Origin of the sequence: Mesorhizobium sp. M0870 (assembly GCF_040319775.1) — a bacterium.
Lineage (GTDB): Bacteria > Pseudomonadota > Alphaproteobacteria > Rhizobiales > Rhizobiaceae > Mesorhizobium.
On record NZ_JAMYOI010000024.1, the window covers coordinates 11,879 to 33,732 of the forward strand.

A 21,854-nucleotide genomic window follows, 5' to 3' on the forward strand; every position below is an offset into this window, starting at 1 on the left:
GCTGTTGATCAGGCCAGTTTTGCAGCAGGTTTCCACGAGACGAATTTCCGAGAGCGATGATGACCTGGCGAGGAAAGCTGCTTCACGTCCATATCGCGCCTGCCGCCTCCTATGAAATGGAGGAGCTGGCGCAGGCGCAGCTTATTGCCGGCCAAGGCATTGTCGGAGACCGCTACTACCTGGGGACGGGGACCTATTCCGCGCGTCCTGACGTTCGCGAAGTGACGCTGATCGAAGCTGAAGTCTTGGACGCCATCGCGCAGGGCGAACCCAGAATTCCGGGCTTCAAGGCCAAGCTCGCACCCGAAGATCACCGGCGCAATCTGACGACACGAGGCGTTCCGCTTAGCCATCTTGTCGGCAAACGCTTCCGGGTCGGGGAAACGATCCTCAGGGCCGCCCGGATGAATGTGCCGTGCAAGTATATCGAGGAGTTGCTCGGGCTTCCGGGTCTCTACGAGGGGCTTCTGAACCGCTCCGGCCTGAACTGCACAATCGAGGTCGGGGGCGTGATCCGGCCCGGTGATCTGATCTTGCCCATCGACGAGTGAAACGCCATGGCCTCGCCGCGCATCATCATGAAGCTGACCGTGACCGCCGCCCGCAAGGAGCCGGGCGACGTGCTGGTCATCGACCTGAAACACCCACGCAAACCTGTGCTGCCGGCGTTCGAAGCGGGTTCTCACGTCGACGTCCATCTGCCTGAAGGGAAGGTGCGTCAGTATTCACTTTGCGGCGACCCGACCGAGCTTGGCCGCTACACCATCGCGGTGAAGCGCGAGAATGACGGCCGTGGCGGCTCGGCGTGGATCCACGAAACCATTGCCGTCGGCTCCACACTGCCTGTCTCCGCGCCACGCAACCATTTTGCGCTCAAGCCAGGCGAGGGGCCGACTTTGCTGCTGGCAGGGGGAATCGGGATCACCCCGATTCTGGCCATGGCGCGCGCGCTCACCCTGCAGGCCAAGCCCTTCGAGTTGCACTATTTCACCCGCAGCCGGGCGCTCACGCCACTCTTGGCGGCGATCGGGAGCGATCTTCCTGGCGGCAATGTGCGGATCCATTTCGACGACGAGCCTCAGACCCGGCAGAACATCGCCGCGCTGCTGGCGAACCGTTCGGACGACGCGCAGACATACTACTGCGGACCGCCTGGCTTCATGGCGGTTGTGGGGCGCGCGGCTCAACACTGGCCCAAGGGTACTGTTCATTTCGAAACTTTCCAGCCTCCCGAGTTTGATGGCGCGCCACCGGAACCATTCGTCATAGAACTGGCTGAGGGCAGGGTGGTTGAGGTTTCGGCTGAGACCACGGCACTGGCCGCCTTGCGTGCGGCCGGTGTGCCGTTGATGGCCTCGTGTGAGAACGGGGTGTGCGGGACCTGCGAATGCGCAATGCTGGCGGGACAGCCGATCCATCGGGATGCCGTCCTGTCCAAGGAGGCACGCGGCCACCGCTTCATCCCCTGCGTGTCGCGCGCGACAGGTGTGTTGAAACTCGATCTTTGACCATTTGGGCGGGGGTCCTGTGAGACCGGCTGATTTGCGGGAAACTGAATGACGAGGAAACTGGAATATCTGAACGAGATCGAGCGCTGCGTCTCCTGGCTCGCAGCCTGGACGATCCACCACGCCAACCACGTCCGCGAGGGCGATGAGATCAAGGTCGGGGGGCATCAGGCCTCGTCCGCGTCGCTGAGCACCATCATGACCGCGCTCTACGGTTCGGTCCTGCGCCCGCAGGATCGGGTGGCGGTCAAACCCCATGCGGCGCCGATCTTCCATGCACTTCAGTATCTGGCGGGCAACCAGACCCACGAAAAGCTCATGAACTTCCGCGGCTACAAGGGCGCGCAGAGCTACCCTTCGCGGACGAAGGATGTCGACGATGTCGACTTCTCGACCGGGTCGGTGGGTCTCGGCGTTGCTCAGACGCTTTTCTCGTCGCTGGTGCAGGACTACGTCTCGGGTCACGGCTGGATGAAGGAGCGTGCCGAGGGCCGAATGGTCAGCCTGATCGGCGACGCCGAGATGGATGAGGGCAACATCTACGAGGCCCTGATCGAAGGCTGGAAGCACGGGCTCAGGAACTGCTGGTGGGTGGTCGACTACAATCGCCAGTCGCTCGACGCCGTGATCCGGGAGGGCCTCTGGCAGCGTTTCGAGCAGATTTTTCGCAACTTCGGCTGGGACGTGATGGTCCTGCGCCACGGCGCTCTGCAAGAGGCTGCCTTTGCCGAGCCGGGGGGCGAGAAGCTGCTCGAGTGGATAGAGCGCTGTCCGAACCAGCTCTATTCGGCGCTGACCTTCCAAGGGGGTGCTGCCTGGCGCAAGCGGCTGCTCGACGAGATCGGAGACCAAGGGCCGGTCACCACTCTGATCGAACGCCGCTCCGACGACGAGTTGCAGGCGTTGATGACGAACCTTGGCGGGCATGACATGCCGAGCCTCCTCGAAGCCTTCGAGGCGGCGTCCAGGCATGACCGTCCCGTCTGCTTCATCTGTTACACCATCAAGGGCTACGGTCTGCCGCTTGCCGGACACAAGGACAACCACGCGGGGCAGATGACGCCCACGCAGATGGAAGACTACCGCCTGCAAATGGGCGTAAAGCGGGGTGAGGAGTGGGACAAATGGGCGGCCGCCACCTTGCCGGAAGCGGAACTTGACGCCTTCTTCGCAAAGGCGCCGTTCTTCAGTGAGGGGCGTAGGAGGCTGTCTGCGCCGTCGGTGCCGGTGCCTGAAACCCTTCCGTCACCGGGGCAGCCCGGCAAGCCGCTCTCGACCCAGATGGGGTTCGGCCAGATCCTGAACGACATCGCACGCGAGCGCAGTCTGCTTGCCGACCGCATTGTCACCACCTCGCCCGATGTGACGGTCTCGACCAATCTCGGTGGCTGGGTCAACCGGCGCGGCCTTTTCGCCCGGGAGACCATGGCGGACACCTTCAAGGCCGAACGCATTCCGTCGACCTTTACCTGGGAATTTGGGCCGAAGGGGCAGCACCTCGAGCTCGGGATCGCCGAGTCGAACCTGATGATCATGCTCGGGGCGCTCGGTCTCTCGCACTCGATCAATGGCGTGCGCCTGCTGCCGATCGGGACAGTCTATGATCCCTTCATCTACCGATCGGCCGACCAGCTAAACTACGCCTGCTATCAGGATGCGCGCTTCATGCTGGTCGCAACGCCCTCGGGCGTGACGCTAGCGCCCGAGGGCGGAGCACACCAGTCGATCGGCACCCCATTGATCGGCATGGCGCAGGATGGGCTTTGCGCCTTCGAACCGGCCTTCGTCGACGAACTGTCCGTGATCATGCGCTTTGCCTTCGATTACATGCAACGTAATGGCGAGGGGGATCCGGATGAGACGACGTGGCTGCGTGATCAGACCGGAGGATCGGTCTATCTTCGCCTGTCAACCCGGCCGCTCGAGCAGCCGCTGCGCGACATGAACCCGGCGCTCGCGTGGGACATCGTCAATGGCGCCTATTGGCTGCGTCCGCCTGGGCCCAACGCGAGTGTCGTCATTGCTTATCAAGGCGTCGTCGCGCCGGAGGCGATTGCCGCGACGGGTCTTCTGGCGGAGAACCGGCGCGATGTCGGGCTGCTCGCGATCACCTCCGCGGACCGGCTTAATGCGGGCTGGCAGGCGGCGGAACGTGCCCGGCAGCGTGGCGCGATTGGCGCGCTGAGTCATATCGAGCGGCTGCTCGCGCCGCTATCGCGTGACTGCGGCATCGTCACCGTGATCGACGGCCACCCGGCGACGCTCGCGTGGCTCGGTGGGGTTAACGGCCATCGCGTGAAGGCGCTCGGGGTCGAGCAGTTCGGCCAGACGGGGACTATTGCGGACCTATACCGTCACCACGGCCTGGACACCAACGCCATCGTACATGCGGCGCAGGCGGTCAGTGCGGGACCGGCTGTTCGCTACCGGAAGGCGCTGCCTTGACCATGAGCTACCGGATGCTCCGTGGCTGGTACGGATCGGCTGTTTCCACGGGCGTTCCGGTTCGCTTCAAAGCGGACAGGGCCGGGACACTGTGGACGTTCTGATCGCGCTTGAGTAGCTTGTGCGACCCCCAGGGTCACCTGGAATACGCAGGGAGGCGGCTTTTATTTAGCTTTGCGTCCAATTACGAATTCGATCCAATCCAGTCCGGAGCAAAAGCTCCGCGTCCTCCCGATTTTCGGCTTCGACGTAGCACCGCATTTCCGGGGCATTTCCGGATGGACGCAAATGCAAGACACGCTTATCCGCGAGAGTGATACGAAGTCCGTCAACATCGCTAACCTTGCTTACCACTCCAATCGACCCGACGAAGGCGGCGATGTTAGTTTCCGCTGTACGAAGGTATGTCATGAGGCGAGTGCTGCTTTCGACGGAAAAATTTTCCAAGCGATCCGCCGCCGCTGCCGGCAATTGAAAGGAACTGCCAATCTCCGACAGTGGCTGCCCACTTGTACTAACAAGGGAAAGTGCCGCAAGGATGGGGAGAAAACTGTCGCGTGTAGGTAGCGCTGGCAGTTTAGTTCCGTTCGGGTCAAAGTCCGTGCCGGTCAACAAACCACCGTTTGCTTCGAAACCAACCACGCGCTCGTGACCCGACGCAACCAAATCGAGCATGGCAGCAATAACAAATGGCGATCCAACCTTGGTACGCACGACTTTAAAAGAACCTGCGGTCTCGATACCAGAGTTTGATGTGACCGGCGTGACGACTGCCTTCGCTTGCAGGAAGTTCGCCGTAATCAGGCCTAACAAATCACCGCGAAGGGGGTCTCCGTGGTCGTCAGCTACCAGTGGGCGGTCACCATCGCCATCTGCCGAGACGACCGCATCAAGCCGATGCTCTTTGGCCCAGAGCTTGAACTGTTGAGCAGTCTCGTCCGAGACCGCTTCAGTGTCGACAGGAATGAAACCTTCCGAACGTCCCAGGGTTACGACCGTCGCACAGTGATATGAGAGAATGTCAACCAAGAGATCGCGCGCGACTGTGCTGTGCTGATATACGCCCACCGTTAAGCCCTTTAGAGCATTAATCTCCATAAGCTTTCGATTGCGCGCCATGAAAAAGGCCTTGCATTCGGCCTCCCGGTGCTGCCGACGTGCAACAGCACCTTCAAGGACGTATCCGCGCTTCTCCAACTGCAAGGCGATGCGCGTTATCTCCCGCTCATCACCCTTGTCGATCTCACCGTCGGGTCGATAGAATTTTATTCCATTACGGTCGGCCGGAATGTGCGAGCCTGTGATCATCAAACAACCACTCTTACGCGCCTGAGCATACAGTGCCAGGGCAGGGGTGGGGACTGCGCCGCAATCGACTACGATGAAGCCGAGCGCGGACAGTGCCGCCGCACAGACGGCGGCGATGGCCGGACTCGAGGCGCGAAAGTCGCGCCCTATGAGTATCTCGTCGCCAATTCTGGCCAGGCCGGATTCCAGCAGGAATGTCGCGAATGCCGTTGCATATAGGGCAGAGGCGGCTCCTGCCAATTCTGTCGCCAGGCCCCGTAATCCGCTTGTTCCGAATTTCATACCAAATCCGACGTTGCTAACCGGGTTTTGAAGGTAACATGCTCAAACTTTGGCTCGTCCGGAATGCCCATCGACAGATCCCTCGGACGAGAACAAGAAGTACATTCGGTTACCGTAGACGCGTTCGGTTATCGACGGTTACCCTTGTGAGGATTGACGCAGTCGGCGTCGGCGTGGGCAGCGCACCGTGACCTCCACGGCGACGAGGTTGGAGCGGATGGGATCCGGGTCCGGCAGGGCTCCTCGCGGCTGGCTCACATGAGCGCTATCGCCATCGAGTGATTGTCTCAGTCTACATTAGCTCTGGGTCCCGAAAGCGCGTACAGGCCTGAGACGCAGCAAATCCTCTTATCTATCGCCGTTCGGTGTAGCTCCCGTTCAGAAATGCATGATAGACACTCTCGATGCCTTCCATGAGAGTGATCTTTGCTGCCCATCCCAAAGTGCGCAGCTTGTCGACGCTCATCAGCTTTCGCGGTGTACCGTCAGGTCTAGAGTGATCATGCGCGATCTCCCCAGCAAATCCGACTACACGGCAGATCATTCTAGTCAGCTCTAGGATCGTGATGTCCTGTCCGCAGCCGAGATTGACGTGATCATGGTCAGAGTAGTTCTTCAGAAGGAAGACTAATGCGTCGGCGCAGTCGTCGACGTGCATGAATTCCCGACGTGGTGTGCCCGTGCCCCAGATGGTGATTTGCTTATCACTTATGAGCTTAGCTTCATGCGCTTTCCGGATCAGCGCTGGGATGACGTGGCTTGACTGCAAGTCATAATTGTCGCCTGGCCCGTAGAGATTCGTCGGCATAGCGGAGATGTAGTCGCGGCCATATTGCTGGCGATAGGCTTGAGCCATTTTGATGCCGGTGATCTTGGCGACGGCGTAGCATTCGTTGGTGCGCTCTAGTGGCCCGGTCAAAAGCGCGCTTTCAGGAATGGGCTGTGGTGCCATCTTCGGATAGATGCAAGACGAGCCGAGGAAGAGGACGCGGTCGACATTGTTTTCGTGGGCTGCCGCGAAGATATTGGCCTCGATCATCAGATTGTCGTAAAGAAAGTCGACCGGATAGGTGGCGTTCGCGAGAATACCACCTACCTTTGCCGCCGCCATAATGATAGCGTCCGGTTTCATCACTGCCACGAAGTTTTCAACCTCGGTCTGTCGCTTGAGGTCTAGCTCTCCCCGAGGGGCGGCCACAACTTTGCAGTCTTCAGACGCGAGTCGGCGTACAACAGCGCTGCCCACCATACCTTTGTGGCCAGCGACCCACACGGTTTTTCCGTTCAGATCATACATTACGCTTCCTTCATGACTACAGATGTCTGCATGACCTTCAGGTCTTCGCGTACCATTTCCGCAGCAAGCTCGCGCACGGATGTCTCATGCACCCAGCCGAGCTTCTCCTTCGCCTTGGTAGCGTCACCCAGGAGAAGATCGACTTCCGTGGGGCGGAAGTAGCGTGGGTCCACTTGGACTAGGCATCTGCCGCTCGCTACATCATAGCCCTTTTCGCCGACACCCTTGCCACGCCATTCGATCTCGACGCCGATATCTTCGAAAGCCCACTCGACGAATTGGCGGACAGGAGTCGTTTTGCCCGTAGCCAGCACGTAATCATCCGGTTGATCCTGCTGTATCATCATCCACATACCTCGCACGTACTCACGCGCATGGCCCCAATCGCGTTGAGCATCGAGATTGCCGAGATAAAGCTTGTCCTGCTTGCCCAGGTAGATAGCAGCGGCAGCGCGGCTGATCTTGCGCGTCACAAAAGTTTCGCCACGAAGGGGGCTTTCGTGATTAAAAAGAATGCCGTTGGAAGCGTGCATACCATAGCCCTCGCGATAATTGACGACCATCCAGTAGGCGTAGAGCTTGGCGGCGGCGTAAGGGCTGCGCGGATAAAAGGGCGTCGTTTCGTTCTGCGGTACGGACTGCACGAGGCCGTATAGCTCCGAAGTCGAGGCTTGATAGAAGCGGGTCTTGTCCGTCAGACCGAGGAGGCGAATCGCCTCAAGAAGTCGCAATGTACCGATACCGTCCGCGTTTGCTGTGTACTCAGGTGTTTCGAACGACACCTGCACATGGCTCTGAGCAGCCAAGTTGTAAATTTCGTCTGGCTGAGATTCCTGAACCACGCGGATGAGGTTAGTCGAATCAGTGAGGTCACCGTAATGCAAGATCAGGCGCGGATCGGATTCGTGCGGGTCTTGGTAGAGGTCTTCGATACGACCCGTGTTGAAGGAAGAGGAACGTCGCTTAATCCCATGAACGATGTAGCCTTTTTTGAGAAGAAGACGGGCAAGATAGGCACCATCCTGTCCAGTTATGCCCGTAATAAGAGCAACTTTTCTGCTATCGCCCATTCTATTCCTGCTCTATTAAAGTTTAAAGTTTCGGATCAGCTCGCCACGCCGACACAATGTGCGGCCAGCCCCGTGCGCTATGGAGCACTTCGACAGATGCGGCGCGAAGCTCGTCATTGACAGTCCGCCAGCCGAGCACACCTCTTGCTTGGAGTCACAGCAAAATAGAGTTGCGCCGCTAACCTGTCGGCTTCGTACATGCGGTCTGAGTGCCGCTCAGCTCACGCCGTGAGCGCATGTACTCCCAGCACCTTGCAGCTGATTTGCTCATCCATCAGTGAGTGAGGACGCCTTTCTTTCTTGCTTCAGCGTCTTCTAATGGGAATTGTTTGGATCAGTGAAATCGATTGTTTGGATAAAGTGCATCCACAGAATGGATGGTCTGGCCGAGCAGCGGGGGCGCATCGCCGGCCCGGAGTCGTAGGCGCGAGCTTCCGTTTCGGGGCGAGGACAAAGTTCGTGGCCGCGAGCCCTCACCACAGCATCCGGCACAGGTCGTGCAGAACTTTGGGAGCAGACTGCAGATTCTGTCGATCAGCTGGTTCCAGGCGCGTCGAGCTGTCGACCTCATCTCGCCCGGTACCGGTTGCTGTATGCAGCTTGCACCCTTGGCGTATGGCGTCGACGGAACGATTTGCTCCGGCAGGCAGTGTCGCAGCGTTTCCCGGCTGTTTCGGCTCTATTGGCCGGGCCCGCGTCAGCCGAGCCCCTTCATCATGGCATCCAACACATGGATGGCCGGCATCCACTCAATAGATTTTACATATGCCGCGGAGGCCCAGTAGAGAAGGCTGAACCGGAAGCGAGGGCATCGGCTTCAAGCTGTGCGAGCGTCACGGGATTAGTGGGCAGTGCTGAGTGAGCTCTTCTGCCCTATGCCCCGGCCTCTGCCAAGCGCGTCAGGGTCTACGTGTCGACTAAGGATACCAAACCGGGCAACCTCCTCTCTGAACGAGATTTCCGAAAATGCATGTTAGTGGATTGGAAAAGCGCCGGTTCGTCGTCTCTCGGAGGCGTACGGGGTTCGGTGATTGTCTGTGGTCATTGGCGGCCGCTTGGCGCTACGCGCAGCGGTCGGGACGAACTCTAGTCATCGACTGGCGGGGGGCCTGCTACCTCGACCAACCCTTCACAAATGCGTTTCCGGTGTTCTTCCAGCCGATCAATGACATCGCTGGCGTGCCGGCTATTTCCGACGACCGGATCAACGACGTTTCCTTCCCTGGTCCATTCTTCCCGGAGTGGTGGAACAGGCCGGCGATCGAGTGCCTTTACCGGCCAGATGAGCAGATTTTCCAAGAGCGCGATGAGTTGGGCGAGCTCTTTCAGGCCGAACACGATGTCGAAGCGAACACAGTAGTGTGTGACGCTTGTCTGATGTGGCGGTGCGATGAGGATGCAGAGCGGCAGGTGTTCCAGAGTGTCCAGCCTCGGCCAGAAATTCAGGCCCGCATAGATGCCATTTATCAGGAATGTTTTGAGGGGCACAGCATCATCGGGATTCATGTTCGGCACGGTAACGGTGAAGACATCATGGAGCATGCGCCCTACTGGGCCGATCCGGAGCTCGCCGTTCGGCAAGTGTGCGCTGCAATTGACAAGGCTAAGGCGTTACCGCACCCTAGGCCTGTGCGGCTGTTCTTATGCACGGACAGCGCGCGGATACTGGATCTTCTGTCGGCCAGGTTTCCCGATCTGCTCACTGTCCCGAAGCACTTCGGATCCAATCAAGGTGGCCCCTTACACACTGCAGCACTCGGGATTGACGGCGGAATTTCCGCCCTCGTTGAGATGTATCTTCTCGGGCGCTGCGATACCGTAATTCGGTTTCCCCCGACGAGCGCCTTTACACGATATGCACGCCTTTTCGCACCACGGGTAATTGAATTCGATCTGAAAGAGCCAAGTCGTTTGACTTTGATAGAAGGCAGCCAAGTCTCTGATCTCAGTTAAGACCCGCCACCTGCGCAATTCGGCAGACGCAACCAACAGGCATAGTTGAATGCGCATTTCTCACCGACGCCAGTGGAGGCGTCGTACATTACCGATAGCGTCGTCATCTGACGCCGCCTGCAACGCGCCAGAACTTCGCTGTTACGCGGGGGCCGCAGACAAGCCAGAGCGACGGCGATCGTGACGCTGACGCTCGAAAGAACGCGGGCGATCACTCCAGAGACGAAATTGAGGTTGGTTATGAAAGTCATTCCCGTGATCATCAGCGGCGGAGCCGGATCGCGGCTATGGCCCGCCTCAAGGCAATCGCACCCCAAACCTTTCCTCAAAGTGGCGGATGGATATTCTCTCATTCAGCAGACTGTGCTGCGCGCCGCTTCGATAGAAGGTGTCGTGGAACTCGTCGCTGTTACATCCGGGGACCACCTCTTCCTGGCCAAGGACGAATTTGACGAACTGGATTCCGTGGTCCTGCCACGCACCTTTCTGCTCGAGCCCGAAGCTCGGGATACGGCCGCCGCCGTGGCTGCAGCCGCGATCCATGCGAGGGCAACGCAAGGCCCTGACGCGATCCTGTGCGTCTTCCCGGCCGATCACCTGATTAGCAACCTGCCTGCGTTTTTAGACGTGATGGGCCTGGCCATGGAACATGCGAAGCTCGGGCGGATCGCCACATTGGGCATCACCCCAACCAGACCGGACACCGCATTCGGCTACATCGAAGCAGATGGTGAGAACGTCGTCCGTTTCGTTGAAAAACCGGATCTGGAGACAGCCAAAGCCTATGTCGCGTCTCAACGCTTCTTCTGGAACGCCGGCATCTTCTGCTTCAGTGCGCAAACCATGCTCGACGAGATGGCTTTGCATTGTCCCGAGGTGCTCCAGGCCGTCGCCGACAGCTATGAGAACGGCCGCGCCAGTCAATGCCAAGGCTTTGCCAAAATCGAACTCGCGCCTGAGCATTTCGGTTCCGCGCCGCGAATCTCGCTCGACCACGCTGTCATGGAGAAGACTAACAGACTTGCCGTGATTCCCTGCGACATGGATTGGAACGACATCGGATCTTGGAACGCAATGGCCGATTTGATCGCCCCCGACGAAAGCGGGAACAGGATACGCGGCGATGTGCACATGGTCGACACGACCGGCACCTATGTGAGCTCAGACAAGCGCGTCATCGGCACGGTGGGCGTAAGCGATCTGGTGATCGTGGATTCCCCGGACGCTTTGCTTGTCACATCCCGCGACCGCGTTCAGGACGTTAAGAAGCTCTTCGAGGGCCTCAAGGCTTCGGGACATGAAGCTCATCTGGTCCATAGCACGGTACACCGGCCCTGGGGTACCTATACGGTTCTGGAGGAAGGCGAGCGCTTCAAGATCAAACGCATCGAGGTGAAGCCCGGTCGCCAGTTGAGCCTGCAGATGCACTATCATCGTTCGGAGCACTGGGTCGTGGTCAGCGGCTCCGCCAAAATCGTCAATGGCGAGCAGGAGTTGTTCCTGGGGACAAACGAATCTACTTACATCCCCTGCGGCCATAAGCATCGGCTCGAAAACCCAGGCAGAATTGACCTGGTTATCATTGAAGTGCAGAGCGGCGATTATCTCGCCGAGGATGATATCGTTCGCTTCGACGACGAATATGGTCGAACGTAGATAACAGTACAAAAAACGTTAAACGGCGAGCCGTCGCTCAAGGATCTCTGTCGTGGGTTCTGGGCCTGACATTGACAAGCAGCGGGCCGAGCGTGTCATAGTATCCGCCCCGCACTCTCATCAGGCACTCGATCGTGGTCGAAAGCATCGGTGAGCGCTTGACAGCGCGCCGTCCGCGGTAACGAAGACTTCAGATCTTTTTGGGCGGACCCGTTGCTCAGCTGTTCAACGGCACAGCCGTATTTCAGCCTGTAGGCGGAAATGAAATCCTCATCGCTGCAGATGCAGCGGCCGCTGGAATCTTTGGCTTTCGGATCATGGAGGTGAGAACCAAGGGGGCGCAGTAGATACACGCGAGTGCTGGTTGTCGGACTATCGGAAAACCCGCACTATGCTTGACCAGGTCTGCGGCAAGCATGATCCCGGCAAGCACTGATTGAAAGGCCATCGCAACCACGGTTCGAACGAGACGACTTCCATCGCTAAGCTGGAACACCAGACCGCCGCAGATAGCCTGCTGATAAAAGGAACGGAGGGGCTGGCCAACAAACGCGGCGAGCGGCTCACCCTCGTCGAGCGACACAGCCGATTCACGATGCTTGTAAAGGTGGCGAGGAGGGACTCGGCCACCGTCGTGGCGGCCCTCGCCCAAACGATCGGCACATTGCCCGAAGAGTTGCGGCGCTCGCTAACGTGGGACCAGGGTAAGGAGATGGCTCGGCACAAGAGCTTCACCGTTGCAACCGATCTACAGGTCTACTTCTGCGATCCGCGAAGTCCCTGGCAGCGCGGCAGCAACGAAAATACCAACGGTCTGCTCAGGCAGTACTTCCCGAGAGACACCAACTCTCCCATGTCTCGCAGGCCCAACTCAACGCCGTCGCCCTGCGGCTCAATCAGCGACCCCCGAAAAACCCTGGACTTCGAAACGCCGGCCTATAGGCGACAGAAGGTGTTGCGATGACCGGTTGAACCCACCGCCCCATTCTGGTCGTTCAGCCATAAGCCGCAGGGCGCCAGAAGCGGACTCTATCAACGGCAAGGAGCCCGCAGAATCTGCGCAACTGTTCCTCTCAGAGACATCTCGGAACTTTCGGTTGATTGCGAAGCAAAATTGACCCCTGGCACCGAAGGTGGCGCAAGCTTTCTGGGAGATGGCGAATGCGATGTACGTAGCGGGTGTCCGCCAGAAGTCGACAACGTATCTCAGAGGATTAGAGGCAAGCGCGGTTCGAGGACTACCTGCCCTTCTGAACTCGGTCTTTGCCGAGCGCCTTGGTCCACATGTCATGACTACAACATGTCCATCTTTAGGCGGTTTCGGACCTCGGTCGTGCATGCTAGAGGCTGTGATGATTTGGGGGAATCATGGCGGCACCTGCGCACATCGGCTGGCTAAAGAAGACGGCGACCAATGTTGCCACGACCGAAGGCGTCGAGGTCGAGGTCTGGGATCTGGAACACCAGCCAGACGACGCAGTGCTATCGTCGTGGGCCAAGCATTTCAGGCAGCACTACTGCAAGGACGAAGAGTTACCGGACTTTATCGAGGGCACGGGGCACACGCCAGCCACCTATCTCGCGACAGTGAAGTTTCCAGACCCAGTCCATCCTCCTGGACCGGGTACACGCTCGGGTGACTTCGGCGAAATCCTGCTTGCCGACTTCGCGGAGTACATCTTGGGTTATTGGTGCCCCCGGGAGGGTAGATACGAGAACCGCGACAACCGGAACGTTCCGTCGAACGGCTGCGACGTGGTCGCATTTAAGTTCCATGGCGACGATCCTGTTCACCCGAAGGACGAGCTTCTTCTCATTGAGTCGAAGGCGGGCTTAAAGGCAAAGAAACAGAACCGGTTGCAGAACGCGGTTGAGGATTCCATCAAGGACATCACACGCGAGGCGATGTCCCTGAACGCCATCAAACAACGTCTCCTGCGCACCGACCGGCTGGCGGCCAAACGTGTGCAGCGCTTCCAGAACCAAAACGATCGCCCGTTCAAACGCGTGAACGCCGCCGGAGCCGTGCTCGATCAAGACGTATTCGACAGCGTCGATTTCACGACGACGCTCGCCAAGCATCATCCCAACTTCAAAAACCTGAAGCTTCTCATCATCCGGGGCACGTCGATGATGAACCTGGTACATGCCCTTTACGATCGAGCCGCTAATGAGGCCTAAGAACAACTCGATCCAACTGCTGGCTTCCGTCAGGTCCCGGGCCAAGATGCACGAGTTCAGGGCAGCGGAAGCCGACTACAACGAGTTCACGCGCGCGCCGGACTCGCTGGTGGTGCTAGCGATCGGAATATTGGGCGATTCCGCGGCGGCGCTTGCGGACCGGTTCATCACTTCCGACACAGAGAGCGCCATGCCAAGGTCCTGGGATGAACCGGATGGATCGATCCGGGACATGGTTCACTTCTCCGCCCGGTATTTCGACGCCTTCTTGGAATCAAGGCTGGACGAGGATCTGACCAACGAGTTCTCCCTGCTGTGCGCCACCTCCTACTATCTGTCCGACAGTATCGGCAGTGCGGCGGTCGTGATGAAGAGGACAGAATCTCCAGCCCTCGAGTTGGGGCATGGTCTCGCCTTTCTGGCCTATCGGATTCTGAAAGGGCTTTTCGCGCCGGTCGAGGAGTCGTTCGCGCACCATTTGTTCGCCAATAGAATGTTAGCCGCTCTCCGGGCGTTTTACGCCCTGCAGGGCGGAGCCGAGGAAATTCGTCTCCTCTGCGAGGAACTCAAGGCGCATGCTTATTTGGCCGGGTCGGCCCGGGAGCTGCTCTACGCCGACGTGGTGATAGCGCTTGTCTCCCGCAAACTGGACGGAGCGGCCAGGACGCTTCTGCCCCCGAGTTCGGGCCTTGATTTGGCCGATTGGGCACCGGCCTTGAGGAAAGGATCGTTCCCAACGGAGCTCTGGCCAGCCCAGAGACTGCTTTGCGAACAGGGAATTTTGAGCGGACGTTCCGCGGTGATCCAGATGCCAACGTCGGCCGGCAAAACCCGCGCCACCGAGTTCTTGATCCGCGCCCATTTCCTAGCACAGCGATCGTCCCTGGTCGTCATTGTGGGTCCATTCAGGTCACTGTGCCACGATATCCGTTCGGATCTGGTGCGCTCATTCGCCGGCGAAGATGTCCTGATTAACGAGATCTCGGATTCGTACCTTTTCGACATCGATCTCGCGGGAGCGCGAAGACAGAATTCGGTGTTCGTGGTGACACCCGAAAAGCTCCTTTACATGCTTCGGCGTAAGCCCGAATTCGCCGAAGAGGTCGGATTGGTCGTTTATGATGAAGGACATCAGTTCGACGGACTGACCCGTGGGCCAACATATGAACTTCTGCTAGCGTCCATGCGCATCTCGCTGCCTACGAACGCCCAGGTCGTATTGATCTCTGCCGTCATCGGGAACGCGGCCGAGATTGCCGGTTGGCTCGTCGGCGACGAGACCGCGGTGGTGTCGGGATCGGGATTGCTGCCGACGGCTAGGAACATCGCCTTCGCCAGCTGGCAGTTCGAGCGGGCCTGGTTGCGCTACGTCAGCCCGGCCGATCCGAACGCGGATGAATTCTTCGTGCCCCGCATCGTTGAGTCCAAAGTACTGGCCAAAAAGGGTCGCGAACTGAAGGTGAAACGTTTCCCCGAACGCGGCACCATCAGAAGCAACACCGACATAGGCCTCTTTCTCGGTCAGCATCTCGCCGCAAACGGCAGCGTGGCCATTTTCTGCGGGAAGAGGGAGAGCGTCGGCACGGTCTGCGACCGCGCCGTCGAAATTGCAGGGCGCGGCTTGGAGCTCGATTGGCCGGCGGCTTGCTCCGACGAAAACGAGATCCGCAAGATTGCCGATCTATGCCAAACTCACCTCGGAGATGGTCGAGTATCCAAAGCTGCGAAGCTCGGGATCCTGTCGCACCACGCCAACACGCCGCCGGGCCTGCGGCTGTCGATCGAACATGCTATGAAGGCGGGTCTGGCTCGTATGGTAGTCTGCACCTCCACCTTAGCGCAGGGCGTAAATTTCCCGATCCGCTACTTGGTGGTGACGTCCACCCAGCAGGGCAAAGAAGAGATAGCGGTGCGCGACTTCCACAACCTGATGGGTCGTGCGGGCCGGGCAGGCATGTATACCGAAGGCAACGTGATCTTTTCCGCGCCATCGCTCTACGACGATAAAAAGAAAGACGGCCGATGGCGTTGGTCGAAGACCACCAGGCTGCTGGATGCGGATAATTCGGAACCGTCGGCGAGCAGCATTCTCAAGCTTTTCGTCAGCTTCGAGCAGAAGGTAAAAGGAAAGCCGACCATCACATTGGATCTGCCGACGGAATGGCTCGATCTCACATTCGCTACCAAGCAGACCATCGCGGCGTATACCGCCGCCGCGGTGAGCGAGCGCCCCGGGCTAATAGGGAAGGACTTCAGCAGGTTTCTTTCCGACCGGGCGCGCGCGGTGCAAAGCATAGCATCGTATCTACTGTCCTACGTTGATTTCGAGAGTGACCTTGCCGAGGAGCGTGTGGAGGAACTGGCGCGGAGCACCCTAGCATATCATCTCTCCGACGACGATCTGAGGGTCAAGGTCCTGGCCGTTTTTCAGGCGGCCGCCAAAGCCGTCCAACAAGGGACGGACCTCAGCCTGATCAAACTGGTCCGAAAGTCGCCGCTACCGCCGGCGGACGTCAAGGCTTTGGCGCAATGGATCGACATGCATCTGGACCGGCTCGCGGCAATCGAAACCGAGGAAGAGCTGTTGACCGCGATTATGGAAAAGGCGGCACGGCACGCCCACGCACCGGTCTTGGCGGCGGTACCCGAGGCAATGCGGCCGGATTGCCTTGCCGACTGGATCGCCGGCAGGACCTACTACGAAATCCGAGCGCGGCTGACAGCCGCCCATGTCAAGTTCGGTAACGCGAGAGCGACTTCGGAGCACGTCGTCCACCTGTGCGAAAGCGGTTACGCGTACGACCTGTCGATGGTCGTTGCTGCATTGGCCGATCTCGTTGAGGAGCGATCCGAAGATCTGCATGCGCGGCTGGTGACCGTCCAGAAAAAGATCAAGTACGGTCTGTCCAGTGACGCGGCTATTGCGTTCCAAGAGGCTGGATTCGCCGACAGAGTGGTGGCCCAGGCCCTTGGCGACGCGTTCCCGGTCATCGATGGCTATCGCGACGTGGTCACAGCATGTCGGACGCAGCGAGAATTGGTACTGGCCACTATTGAACCGTTCCCAAGATACTTCGAGGAGGTCGCGCTCGAGCTCTCGTCCGGCTATGACTGAAACAGGCCTGCCAATCTACGGGATTGCGAGGAAAGTACCTCGAACAGCGGCAATGGGGTCGGTGGCCGAATGGCAGCTATCCGCTCGACGCGTATCAAGACCGGACAGTCCGGTCACGGCCCCAAAGCTGCCAGGCGGGAACGCGCCTGACTTCGGCCGTTGAGCCGGCCTTAAGGTTTGTCCCAAAGCCGCCGTTGAAGCTGATATTTTCGCTAGCGGTCGCTCCTGTTCGTCTGAACAAACCAAACCGTTGCCACCAGCGATCGAGGTGTGTCCCGATGAGTGGGACACTAGGTGGTAGCCGCAGTATAATATGCCTCGTCTTTTCCCGGTGGATGGTTTGCCACTGCTAGTGTCGCATTACGGCGCGTTCCCGTAGGATCGGTACATGTCCGCGAAACCTGAAGACGCCGAAATCACGTTGCCGCCGCAAACCGCACCGGCGGACCTTTCGTTCGCGATGCGGGCGTTCGCTGACATAGAGGACGCCAACCGCATCGCCCACAACCTCGCGAGCTACATCCGCTTCATAAGCTCGGTAATCAATTTAGAGCGGCTTGACGGCGTGACTGTCGCTTATGATTACGATGCCGCGCTCGCCGAACTCGACCGAGGCGTCGAAGGCTTACGAACGCTCGCCCGGTCTAACGATGACCAGCTTGTCGGCGTCGCAATGTCGCCGGCCGTCCTGCGCGACGGCAAGGTCAAGGTTCACCTCGTTTTCAGCGGCGCGTACATCGAGAGTATCGGTGCGACCCCCGAACAGGACGACGCGCGAGCTCAGTCGGGTATGCAACAGGCCATCTATCTGATCGCCCACGAATGCGCGCACGTGCAAGTGACGACCGAGAAGGATAAAGCATTTCCCGGCAATATCCTCCAGAAGCAGGTCAGCTCCTACGAGGAGCAGATATTCACCCAGATCAACGAGGCCTGCTGGGACGAATATGCGGCCTGCCGCTTGAGCGCGCCGTTCGGCTCGGGGCACCTGGCTTATTACGAAGAAGGGTTGCGCGGCGTGACAGGCGTCGCTCGACAGAAGGCCGCTGCCGCGCGCGACGGTTTCTGGAAACATCGTGATCTCAACCGGATCGTCGGAGAACTTGGAGCGCCGATTTCGGAGCCTCTCCGAATGGCGGCCTACACGTTTGGGCATATTGACGGCAGCAATGGCGAGGCGGAGATCAGCGAGGAGACCCGACAGGCGATCGATGAGGCCGGCTACACCGAGGCAATCGAGGAACTGGTCGCTCAGCTCCGGAAACTCTGGAATGAGCGCGGCGAATGGATGTTTCCGAGCGAGTTCGACGTACTCGGCGATGTCGCCCGCGGCCTATTCTACGAGGAAGGACTCCTGATCACCCCGAACGGCGAGGGGGCAAACATTCAGGTGTGGGACCCTGCGATGTACGACGGTCCCGTCGCAGCCTAACGACCGGAGAAATTCCGCTCGCCTCCGGCGAGGGAGAAACTTGTTCCTCGTTTGCTCGTCATGGCTCCATCCTATTTGGAAGTTGGAGCCTCCGGCAAACCCGGCGCGGTCTACTAAGCCCTGCTCGACCGCCTTAACGTGGTGGGCAGCATGTCGTCGATTTCCTTGTCGGAGAACATGAGCTCCTCGTTATCCTTCAAGGAATCCTGTGCCTTCTTGTAGGCCTTCCCGTCCGTGAAGGGTGCCGCCCGATAGATTTCATGAAGGTTGGCCTGCAGCTCGTCGCGCTGCGTCCGAAGGCCGTCAATTGGCACTGCCGAATTGAGCGCGTCGGTTATCAGGCTGAGGTAAGATTCTCGTACATTCCATATGTCGGACGCAGTTTCCCTGTGTCGCTGCGCGAGAGCACCGGGGTCTAGGTCTTTCTGATAGGCGTTATAGATCAGGCTGAGAATGGCAAGAACGACGGTCGCGTATTCCGCATATTGCAAAAGCCCCGTCTCCGCCCTGAATACGGTCGTCACCGCGCCGCCGGCGATGAGCGCGGACAGGATGATGTTGAACCACTTCGCATACCATTGATGGTCGGCAAGCCGCTCCGCCATCTTCTCGTGAATCTTATGGGTGTAGGCGCAACGGCCGTAACACTCGCGCACTTGGCTCTCGATTTGGTACCGCGGGTCAGATTGGGAAGGTTGTGCCAAAGACGGTCCTCCATTTCGCGCGGCGCTGTGCGGCCTTGTCGTCGGTCTGCATGTTGCAGGCTTCGACGGCGATATTGTAATCCGTGAGCGCCTTCAACCAGAACACCCCCGTCTTATAGACGTAGGAACCGCTCCCCGGCATACGCCAGTAAGTTTTCTCTCGGTCGAGGTCGTAGAGATACTTTAGGAAATCCCGCGCCATGTAGTCATGATAGCCGTAGGATTTATCCCGATACTCCCACGTCTCGATGAACTGGTAGGCGAGCGCGTCGATGAGGGCTCCGGTCATCGGAACGCTATTTTGGTCTTTCCACACCCTCATCATGCGGCAGAGGGCTTTGAGGTTGCCATTAACGGCCGTATTGCGGGTCTGGACGGCAGTCATCTCTGCCCGGGGATTGCACTGCCGCCAGGTACCTCCCCCGTTAGAATCGGCAAAAGTCCAGGAACCGTCCGTGTTGTTGAAATAGGGAAGGATTTCGAACGTGATCCCGTCCGTGAAGGAGATGACGACAACCTGGCCGTCGCTGCCGACCTTGCTGGAGCCGTAGGTTTTGAGGAGGGAGTTTTTCACGGCCTGAAGAAGCGCGGACTGACCGTTGCCGTGATACGCGCTGTATTTGACGTATTCCGCATAGGGGAGCTGGAAGCCGATATCTAGGTCGCTGATTCCGCGCGCGGCTGTGTCGCGACCGTAAGAGCCAACATAGAGACTGTGGGCGGAGCTGGAATCGGTGTTCCAGAAGTCTGTATTAAGGCGCGTGGTGATACGCCTGTACCGTTGTCCAATCGAGCTGATCAGGTCGGTGCCGATATTATAGTTATTCCGGAAGTTGTAGAACTCGTCTGATACGCCCATCCCCATCCACCTAGCTGTAGCTTCGTCGGTAGATGGCAATTTTATGCTTTCAGCGCAATAGCGTCGGTGTGCGTTCAACGGGAATATTAAGCGGCCGACATAACCCTATGCTCGCGGGCTGCGGCGAGAGTTGATCTCATTTGCTGCCTTTGGGAAACCCATCACCTGGGACGCCGCCGAATTGTTTGGGTTAGTTCAACGAAAAGGGCAATGTTTTCCAGCTGAAAACCGGCGAGCCTCGCTGGACGCTCGATCTTGTCCGCCAGTTGGCCCTTCAACACCCGCTTGCCGTCCAATGCCGGAACGAGCGCGGCATCAACATCCGCGATGATCGAGGAGATATTTCGGTGAACTCAGAAATACCGAGCTTCAACTTCGCCTGTGCGTTGGCTTTTAGACCGGCGACGCCGCCGAGGTTTGGTAAGTGATGTCAATTTTTTCATTATTGCTACCGACATTTGCCTGGATCTGTTTTGCCGTTGTGAGCGTCCGGCTTCGAGTTCGGCGAGAACCTCATCCACGTGCTCTGGGGAACTAGCCAAGTGGCCCATGGCGGTGGCGGACATGCGCGCTTCTACAAGCCGCGTCTTATGGTCCTTGAGAACGGTCGCTATCTTCATCAGGCTGAAAAGGTGCTGACGACTGTATCGCGACACCGAGATGGCCCATTTTCCGAACATTCGGTCGGGGATAAGAGCTGCAGCGATGTTCAGTTGATCGCCGAGATCGAAGGTTTCTTCCGTCGTTCTTCGGCCTAGCAGCATGATCTCGGCCTCACACTTTCTTATGGCTCTGAGCTCGGCAGACCCCAGCCCGAGTTCGGAATGGTCGAATGTCGGTACGTTCTTTCGCGGCGCTTTCTTCATCGTTGAACCTTCAGGCTTCGTCGAGCACCTCATGGCTAGCTTGCGGCCACAATCCTCATGCCGCCGGCTAGTTGCCGTGCGCTATGGCTATGGCGCCGCAACGGCGACGTCAAGCCGGCGCATGTAGCTAAGTCATTGTCAACAATATGCATTCTTCAGGTCCATCTGCTTGGACAATGTCAGGCTCTTCAGCAGCCGACTGTTGACACAGGATTCGAATCCTTGAGAGCCCCCGCCGCGTCAGGCTTCATAGGATTGGTCCGCGCGGGGGTGCCGGCGCAATACGCCGACGGATTCTTTGCCAATCGCGCACTTGAAGCCTATGCTCGCTGAATCGGCCGCCCCCTTCGGACGCAGCCGACAGTAAGAGGTACGTGCTCTTGCCCGTCAGGGAGAGAGCCATGCCCAAATCCCTTCTTCGCAACCATGTATTGAAAACCCTCTCCTCAGAGGATTTCGCGCGATTGCAGCCATCAATGCATCACGTCGAACTGGGCATCAAAGCCCAGCTTGAGGTCTCATATCAGCCGATCGAGCGTGTGTATTTTCCAGAGACGGGCATCGCGTCGGTGGTCGCCACGATGACCGGTGGTCGGCAAAGCGAAGCCGGCATCGTCGGCCGCGACGGCATGACAGGGGTTGCCGTCCTGCTCGGCCAGGACAAGTCTCCCAATGAAACCTATATCCAGGTTGCAGGTAATGGCTGGATCCTCCCGGTTGAAGCTCTTCGCTCGGCGATTGCGGCAAGCCAGTCCCTTCGCGAGTCACTGCTTCGCTATGCCCACGCGTTCCTTATCCACTCGTCCCGGACGGCACTGGTCAACGGCCATTCGAAAATCGAGGAGCGGTTGGCCCGCTGGTTGTTGATGGTGCAAGACCGTGTCGAAGGGAATAGGATTTACCTGACGCATGAATTCCCGGCCACCATGCTTGGCGCCCGACGCCCCGGTGTCACCACCGCCCTGCAAATGCTTGAATATCGAGGGCTGGTTCACGCCAGGCGCGGCGAGATCACAATTGTCGACCGCGTTGGAATGAAGCAACTCACCCATGGTGCTTACGGCGAGGAGGAGCAAAGTCATTTCGGTCTGGCATCCGCCTGATTGTCCGGGATCGGACAAACCCTTGAAGGCCACCGAATTCCTGCTGTAAATCGTGTTGGTCAGGATTTCAGGGAG

General features: G+C 58.8%; 15 protein-coding genes and 1 pseudogene. 10 read left to right on the plus strand and 6 right to left on the minus strand.

Annotation, left to right across the window (positions count from 1 at the left end; all coding sequences use genetic code 11):
* The first annotated feature begins 59 nt into the window (after positions 1–59).
* Genes NKH97_RS24580 through NKH97_RS24590 form a run of 3 tightly spaced genes read left to right on the plus strand, consistent with a single transcriptional unit; the run spans position 60 to position 3,953 of the window.
* The gene (locus NKH97_RS24580; protein ID WP_023758446.1) at positions 60–551 is read left to right on the plus strand and encodes an MOSC domain-containing protein; all 492 of its coding nucleotides are present in this window, start codon (positions 60–62) and stop codon (positions 549–551) included.
* Between the two features lie 6 nt (positions 552–557).
* A complete protein-coding gene (locus NKH97_RS24585; protein WP_352798957.1) occupies positions 558–1,508 on the plus strand; it encodes a PDR/VanB family oxidoreductase in 951 nt (316 codons plus the stop codon).
* A gap of 48 nt (positions 1,509–1,556) precedes the next feature.
* Positions 1,557–3,953, plus strand: coding sequence for a transketolase (locus NKH97_RS24590; protein ID WP_352798958.1), 2,397 nt, complete (start codon positions 1,557–1,559; stop codon positions 3,951–3,953).
* Between the two features lie 168 nt (positions 3,954–4,121).
* Here NKH97_RS24590 and NKH97_RS24595 read toward each other — a convergent pair whose 3' ends face one another.
* From NKH97_RS24595 to gmd, 3 genes are all read right to left on the minus strand, one after another.
* The gene (locus NKH97_RS24595) at positions 4,122–5,543 is read right to left on the minus strand and encodes a phosphomannomutase (protein WP_352798959.1); all 1,422 of its coding nucleotides are present in this window, start codon (positions 5,541–5,543) and stop codon (positions 4,122–4,124) included.
* A gap of 352 nt (positions 5,544–5,895) precedes the next feature.
* Positions 5,896–6,840, minus strand: a complete 945-nt coding sequence (gene fcl / locus NKH97_RS24600; protein WP_352798961.1) for a GDP-L-fucose synthase — start codon at positions 6,838–6,840, stop codon at positions 5,896–5,898.
* Positions 6,840–7,910 (minus strand): GDP-mannose 4,6-dehydratase, encoded by a 1,071-nt coding sequence (gene gmd / locus NKH97_RS24605; RefSeq protein WP_023692482.1) that lies wholly within the window; start codon positions 7,908–7,910, stop codon positions 6,840–6,842. Before gmd ends, fcl begins: the two co-directional genes overlap by 1 nt.
* 966 nt (positions 7,911–8,876) lie before the next feature.
* On the opposite strand from gmd, the gene NKH97_RS24610 reads away from it, so the two are divergent.
* The 6 genes and pseudogenes from NKH97_RS24610 to NKH97_RS24635 all read left to right on the plus strand — a co-directional run bounded on the left by NKH97_RS24610 (position 8,877) and on the right by NKH97_RS24635 (position 18,247).
* A complete protein-coding gene (locus NKH97_RS24610; RefSeq protein WP_023711832.1) occupies positions 8,877–9,863 on the plus strand; it encodes a nodulation protein NodZ in 987 nt (328 codons plus the stop codon).
* A 240-nt stretch (positions 9,864–10,103) separates the two neighbouring features.
* Positions 10,104–11,519 carry a mannose-1-phosphate guanylyltransferase/mannose-6-phosphate isomerase gene (locus NKH97_RS24615; protein WP_352546091.1) on the plus strand — a complete coding sequence of 472 codons (1,416 nt, stop codon included), beginning with the start codon at positions 10,104–10,106 and terminating at the stop codon, positions 11,517–11,519.
* Between the two features lie 565 nt (positions 11,520–12,084).
* Positions 12,085–12,483, plus strand: a pseudogene (locus tag NKH97_RS24620) (IS30 family transposase); the annotation flags it as partial.
* Positions 12,484–12,887: 404 nt separating this feature from the next.
* On the plus strand, positions 12,888–13,700 hold the full coding sequence (locus NKH97_RS24625; protein ID WP_031245459.1) for a Hachiman antiphage defense system protein HamA: 813 nt from the start codon (positions 12,888–12,890) through the stop codon (positions 13,698–13,700).
* Entirely contained in the window at positions 13,666–16,815 is a 3,150-nt protein-coding gene (locus NKH97_RS24630; RefSeq protein WP_352798964.1) for a DEAD/DEAH box helicase, read from the plus strand. Before NKH97_RS24625 ends, NKH97_RS24630 begins: the two co-directional genes overlap by 35 nt.
* Positions 16,816–17,203: 388 nt before the next feature.
* Entirely contained in the window at positions 17,204–18,247 is a 1,044-nt protein-coding gene (locus tag NKH97_RS24635; protein ID WP_352798966.1) for a hypothetical protein, read from the plus strand.
* Between the two features lie 113 nt (positions 18,248–18,360).
* Here NKH97_RS24635 and NKH97_RS24640 read toward each other — a convergent pair whose 3' ends face one another.
* The 3 genes from NKH97_RS24640 to NKH97_RS24650 form a co-directional block, all read right to left on the minus strand.
* The gene (locus tag NKH97_RS24640) at positions 18,361–18,903 is read right to left on the minus strand and encodes an SLATT domain-containing protein (RefSeq protein WP_280940649.1); all 543 of its coding nucleotides are present in this window, start codon (positions 18,901–18,903) and stop codon (positions 18,361–18,363) included.
* Between the two features lie 25 nt (positions 18,904–18,928).
* Entirely contained in the window at positions 18,929–19,810 is an 882-nt protein-coding gene (locus tag NKH97_RS24645) for an SMODS domain-containing nucleotidyltransferase (protein WP_352609736.1), read from the minus strand.
* Between the two features lie 353 nt (positions 19,811–20,163).
* Positions 20,164–20,676, minus strand: a complete 513-nt coding sequence (locus tag NKH97_RS24650; protein ID WP_352798967.1) for a hypothetical protein — start codon at positions 20,674–20,676, stop codon at positions 20,164–20,166.
* Positions 20,677–21,077: 401 nt separating this feature from the next.
* On the opposite strand from NKH97_RS24650, the gene NKH97_RS24655 reads away from it, so the two are divergent.
* A complete protein-coding gene (locus NKH97_RS24655; protein ID WP_023750592.1) occupies positions 21,078–21,779 on the plus strand; it encodes a Crp/Fnr family transcriptional regulator in 702 nt (233 codons plus the stop codon).
* Positions 21,780–21,854: the final 75 nt, after the last annotated feature.

Excerpts from the sequence above, each read along its gene's own strand:
- NKH97_RS24625 (WP_031245459.1), top strand. The coding sequence starts at position 12,888 with ATGGCGGCACCTGCGCACATCGGCTGGCTAAAGAAGACGGCGACCAAT.
- NKH97_RS24645 (WP_352609736.1), bottom strand. The coding sequence starts at position 19,810 with ATGGGCGTATCAGACGAGTTCTACAACTTCCGGAATAACTATAATATC.
- NKH97_RS24580 (WP_023758446.1), top strand. The coding sequence starts at position 60 with ATGACCTGGCGAGGAAAGCTGCTTCACGTCCATATCGCGCCTGCCGCC.
- NKH97_RS24590 (WP_352798958.1), top strand. The coding sequence starts at position 1,557 with ATGACGAGGAAACTGGAATATCTGAACGAGATCGAGCGCTGCGTCTCC.
- NKH97_RS24610 (WP_023711832.1), top strand. The coding sequence starts at position 8,877 with ATGCATGTTAGTGGATTGGAAAAGCGCCGGTTCGTCGTCTCTCGGAGG.
- NKH97_RS24630 (WP_352798964.1), top strand. The coding sequence starts at position 13,666 with ATGCCCTTTACGATCGAGCCGCTAATGAGGCCTAAGAACAACTCGATC.
- NKH97_RS24595 (WP_352798959.1), bottom strand. The coding sequence starts at position 5,543 with ATGAAATTCGGAACAAGCGGATTACGGGGCCTGGCGACAGAATTGGCA.
- NKH97_RS24615 (WP_352546091.1), top strand. The coding sequence starts at position 10,104 with ATGAAAGTCATTCCCGTGATCATCAGCGGCGGAGCCGGATCGCGGCTA.
- fcl (WP_352798961.1), bottom strand. The coding sequence starts at position 6,840 with ATGTATGATCTGAACGGAAAAACCGTGTGGGTCGCTGGCCACAAAGGT.
- NKH97_RS24655 (WP_023750592.1), top strand. The coding sequence starts at position 21,078 with ATGCCCAAATCCCTTCTTCGCAACCATGTATTGAAAACCCTCTCCTCA.
- NKH97_RS24650 (WP_352798967.1), bottom strand. The coding sequence starts at position 20,676 with ATGAAGAAAGCGCCGCGAAAGAACGTACCGACATTCGACCATTCCGAA.
- NKH97_RS24635 (WP_352798966.1), top strand. The coding sequence starts at position 17,204 with ATGTCCGCGAAACCTGAAGACGCCGAAATCACGTTGCCGCCGCAAACC.
- gmd (WP_023692482.1), bottom strand. The coding sequence starts at position 7,910 with ATGGGCGATAGCAGAAAAGTTGCTCTTATTACGGGCATAACTGGACAG.
- NKH97_RS24585 (WP_352798957.1), top strand. The coding sequence starts at position 558 with ATGGCCTCGCCGCGCATCATCATGAAGCTGACCGTGACCGCCGCCCGC.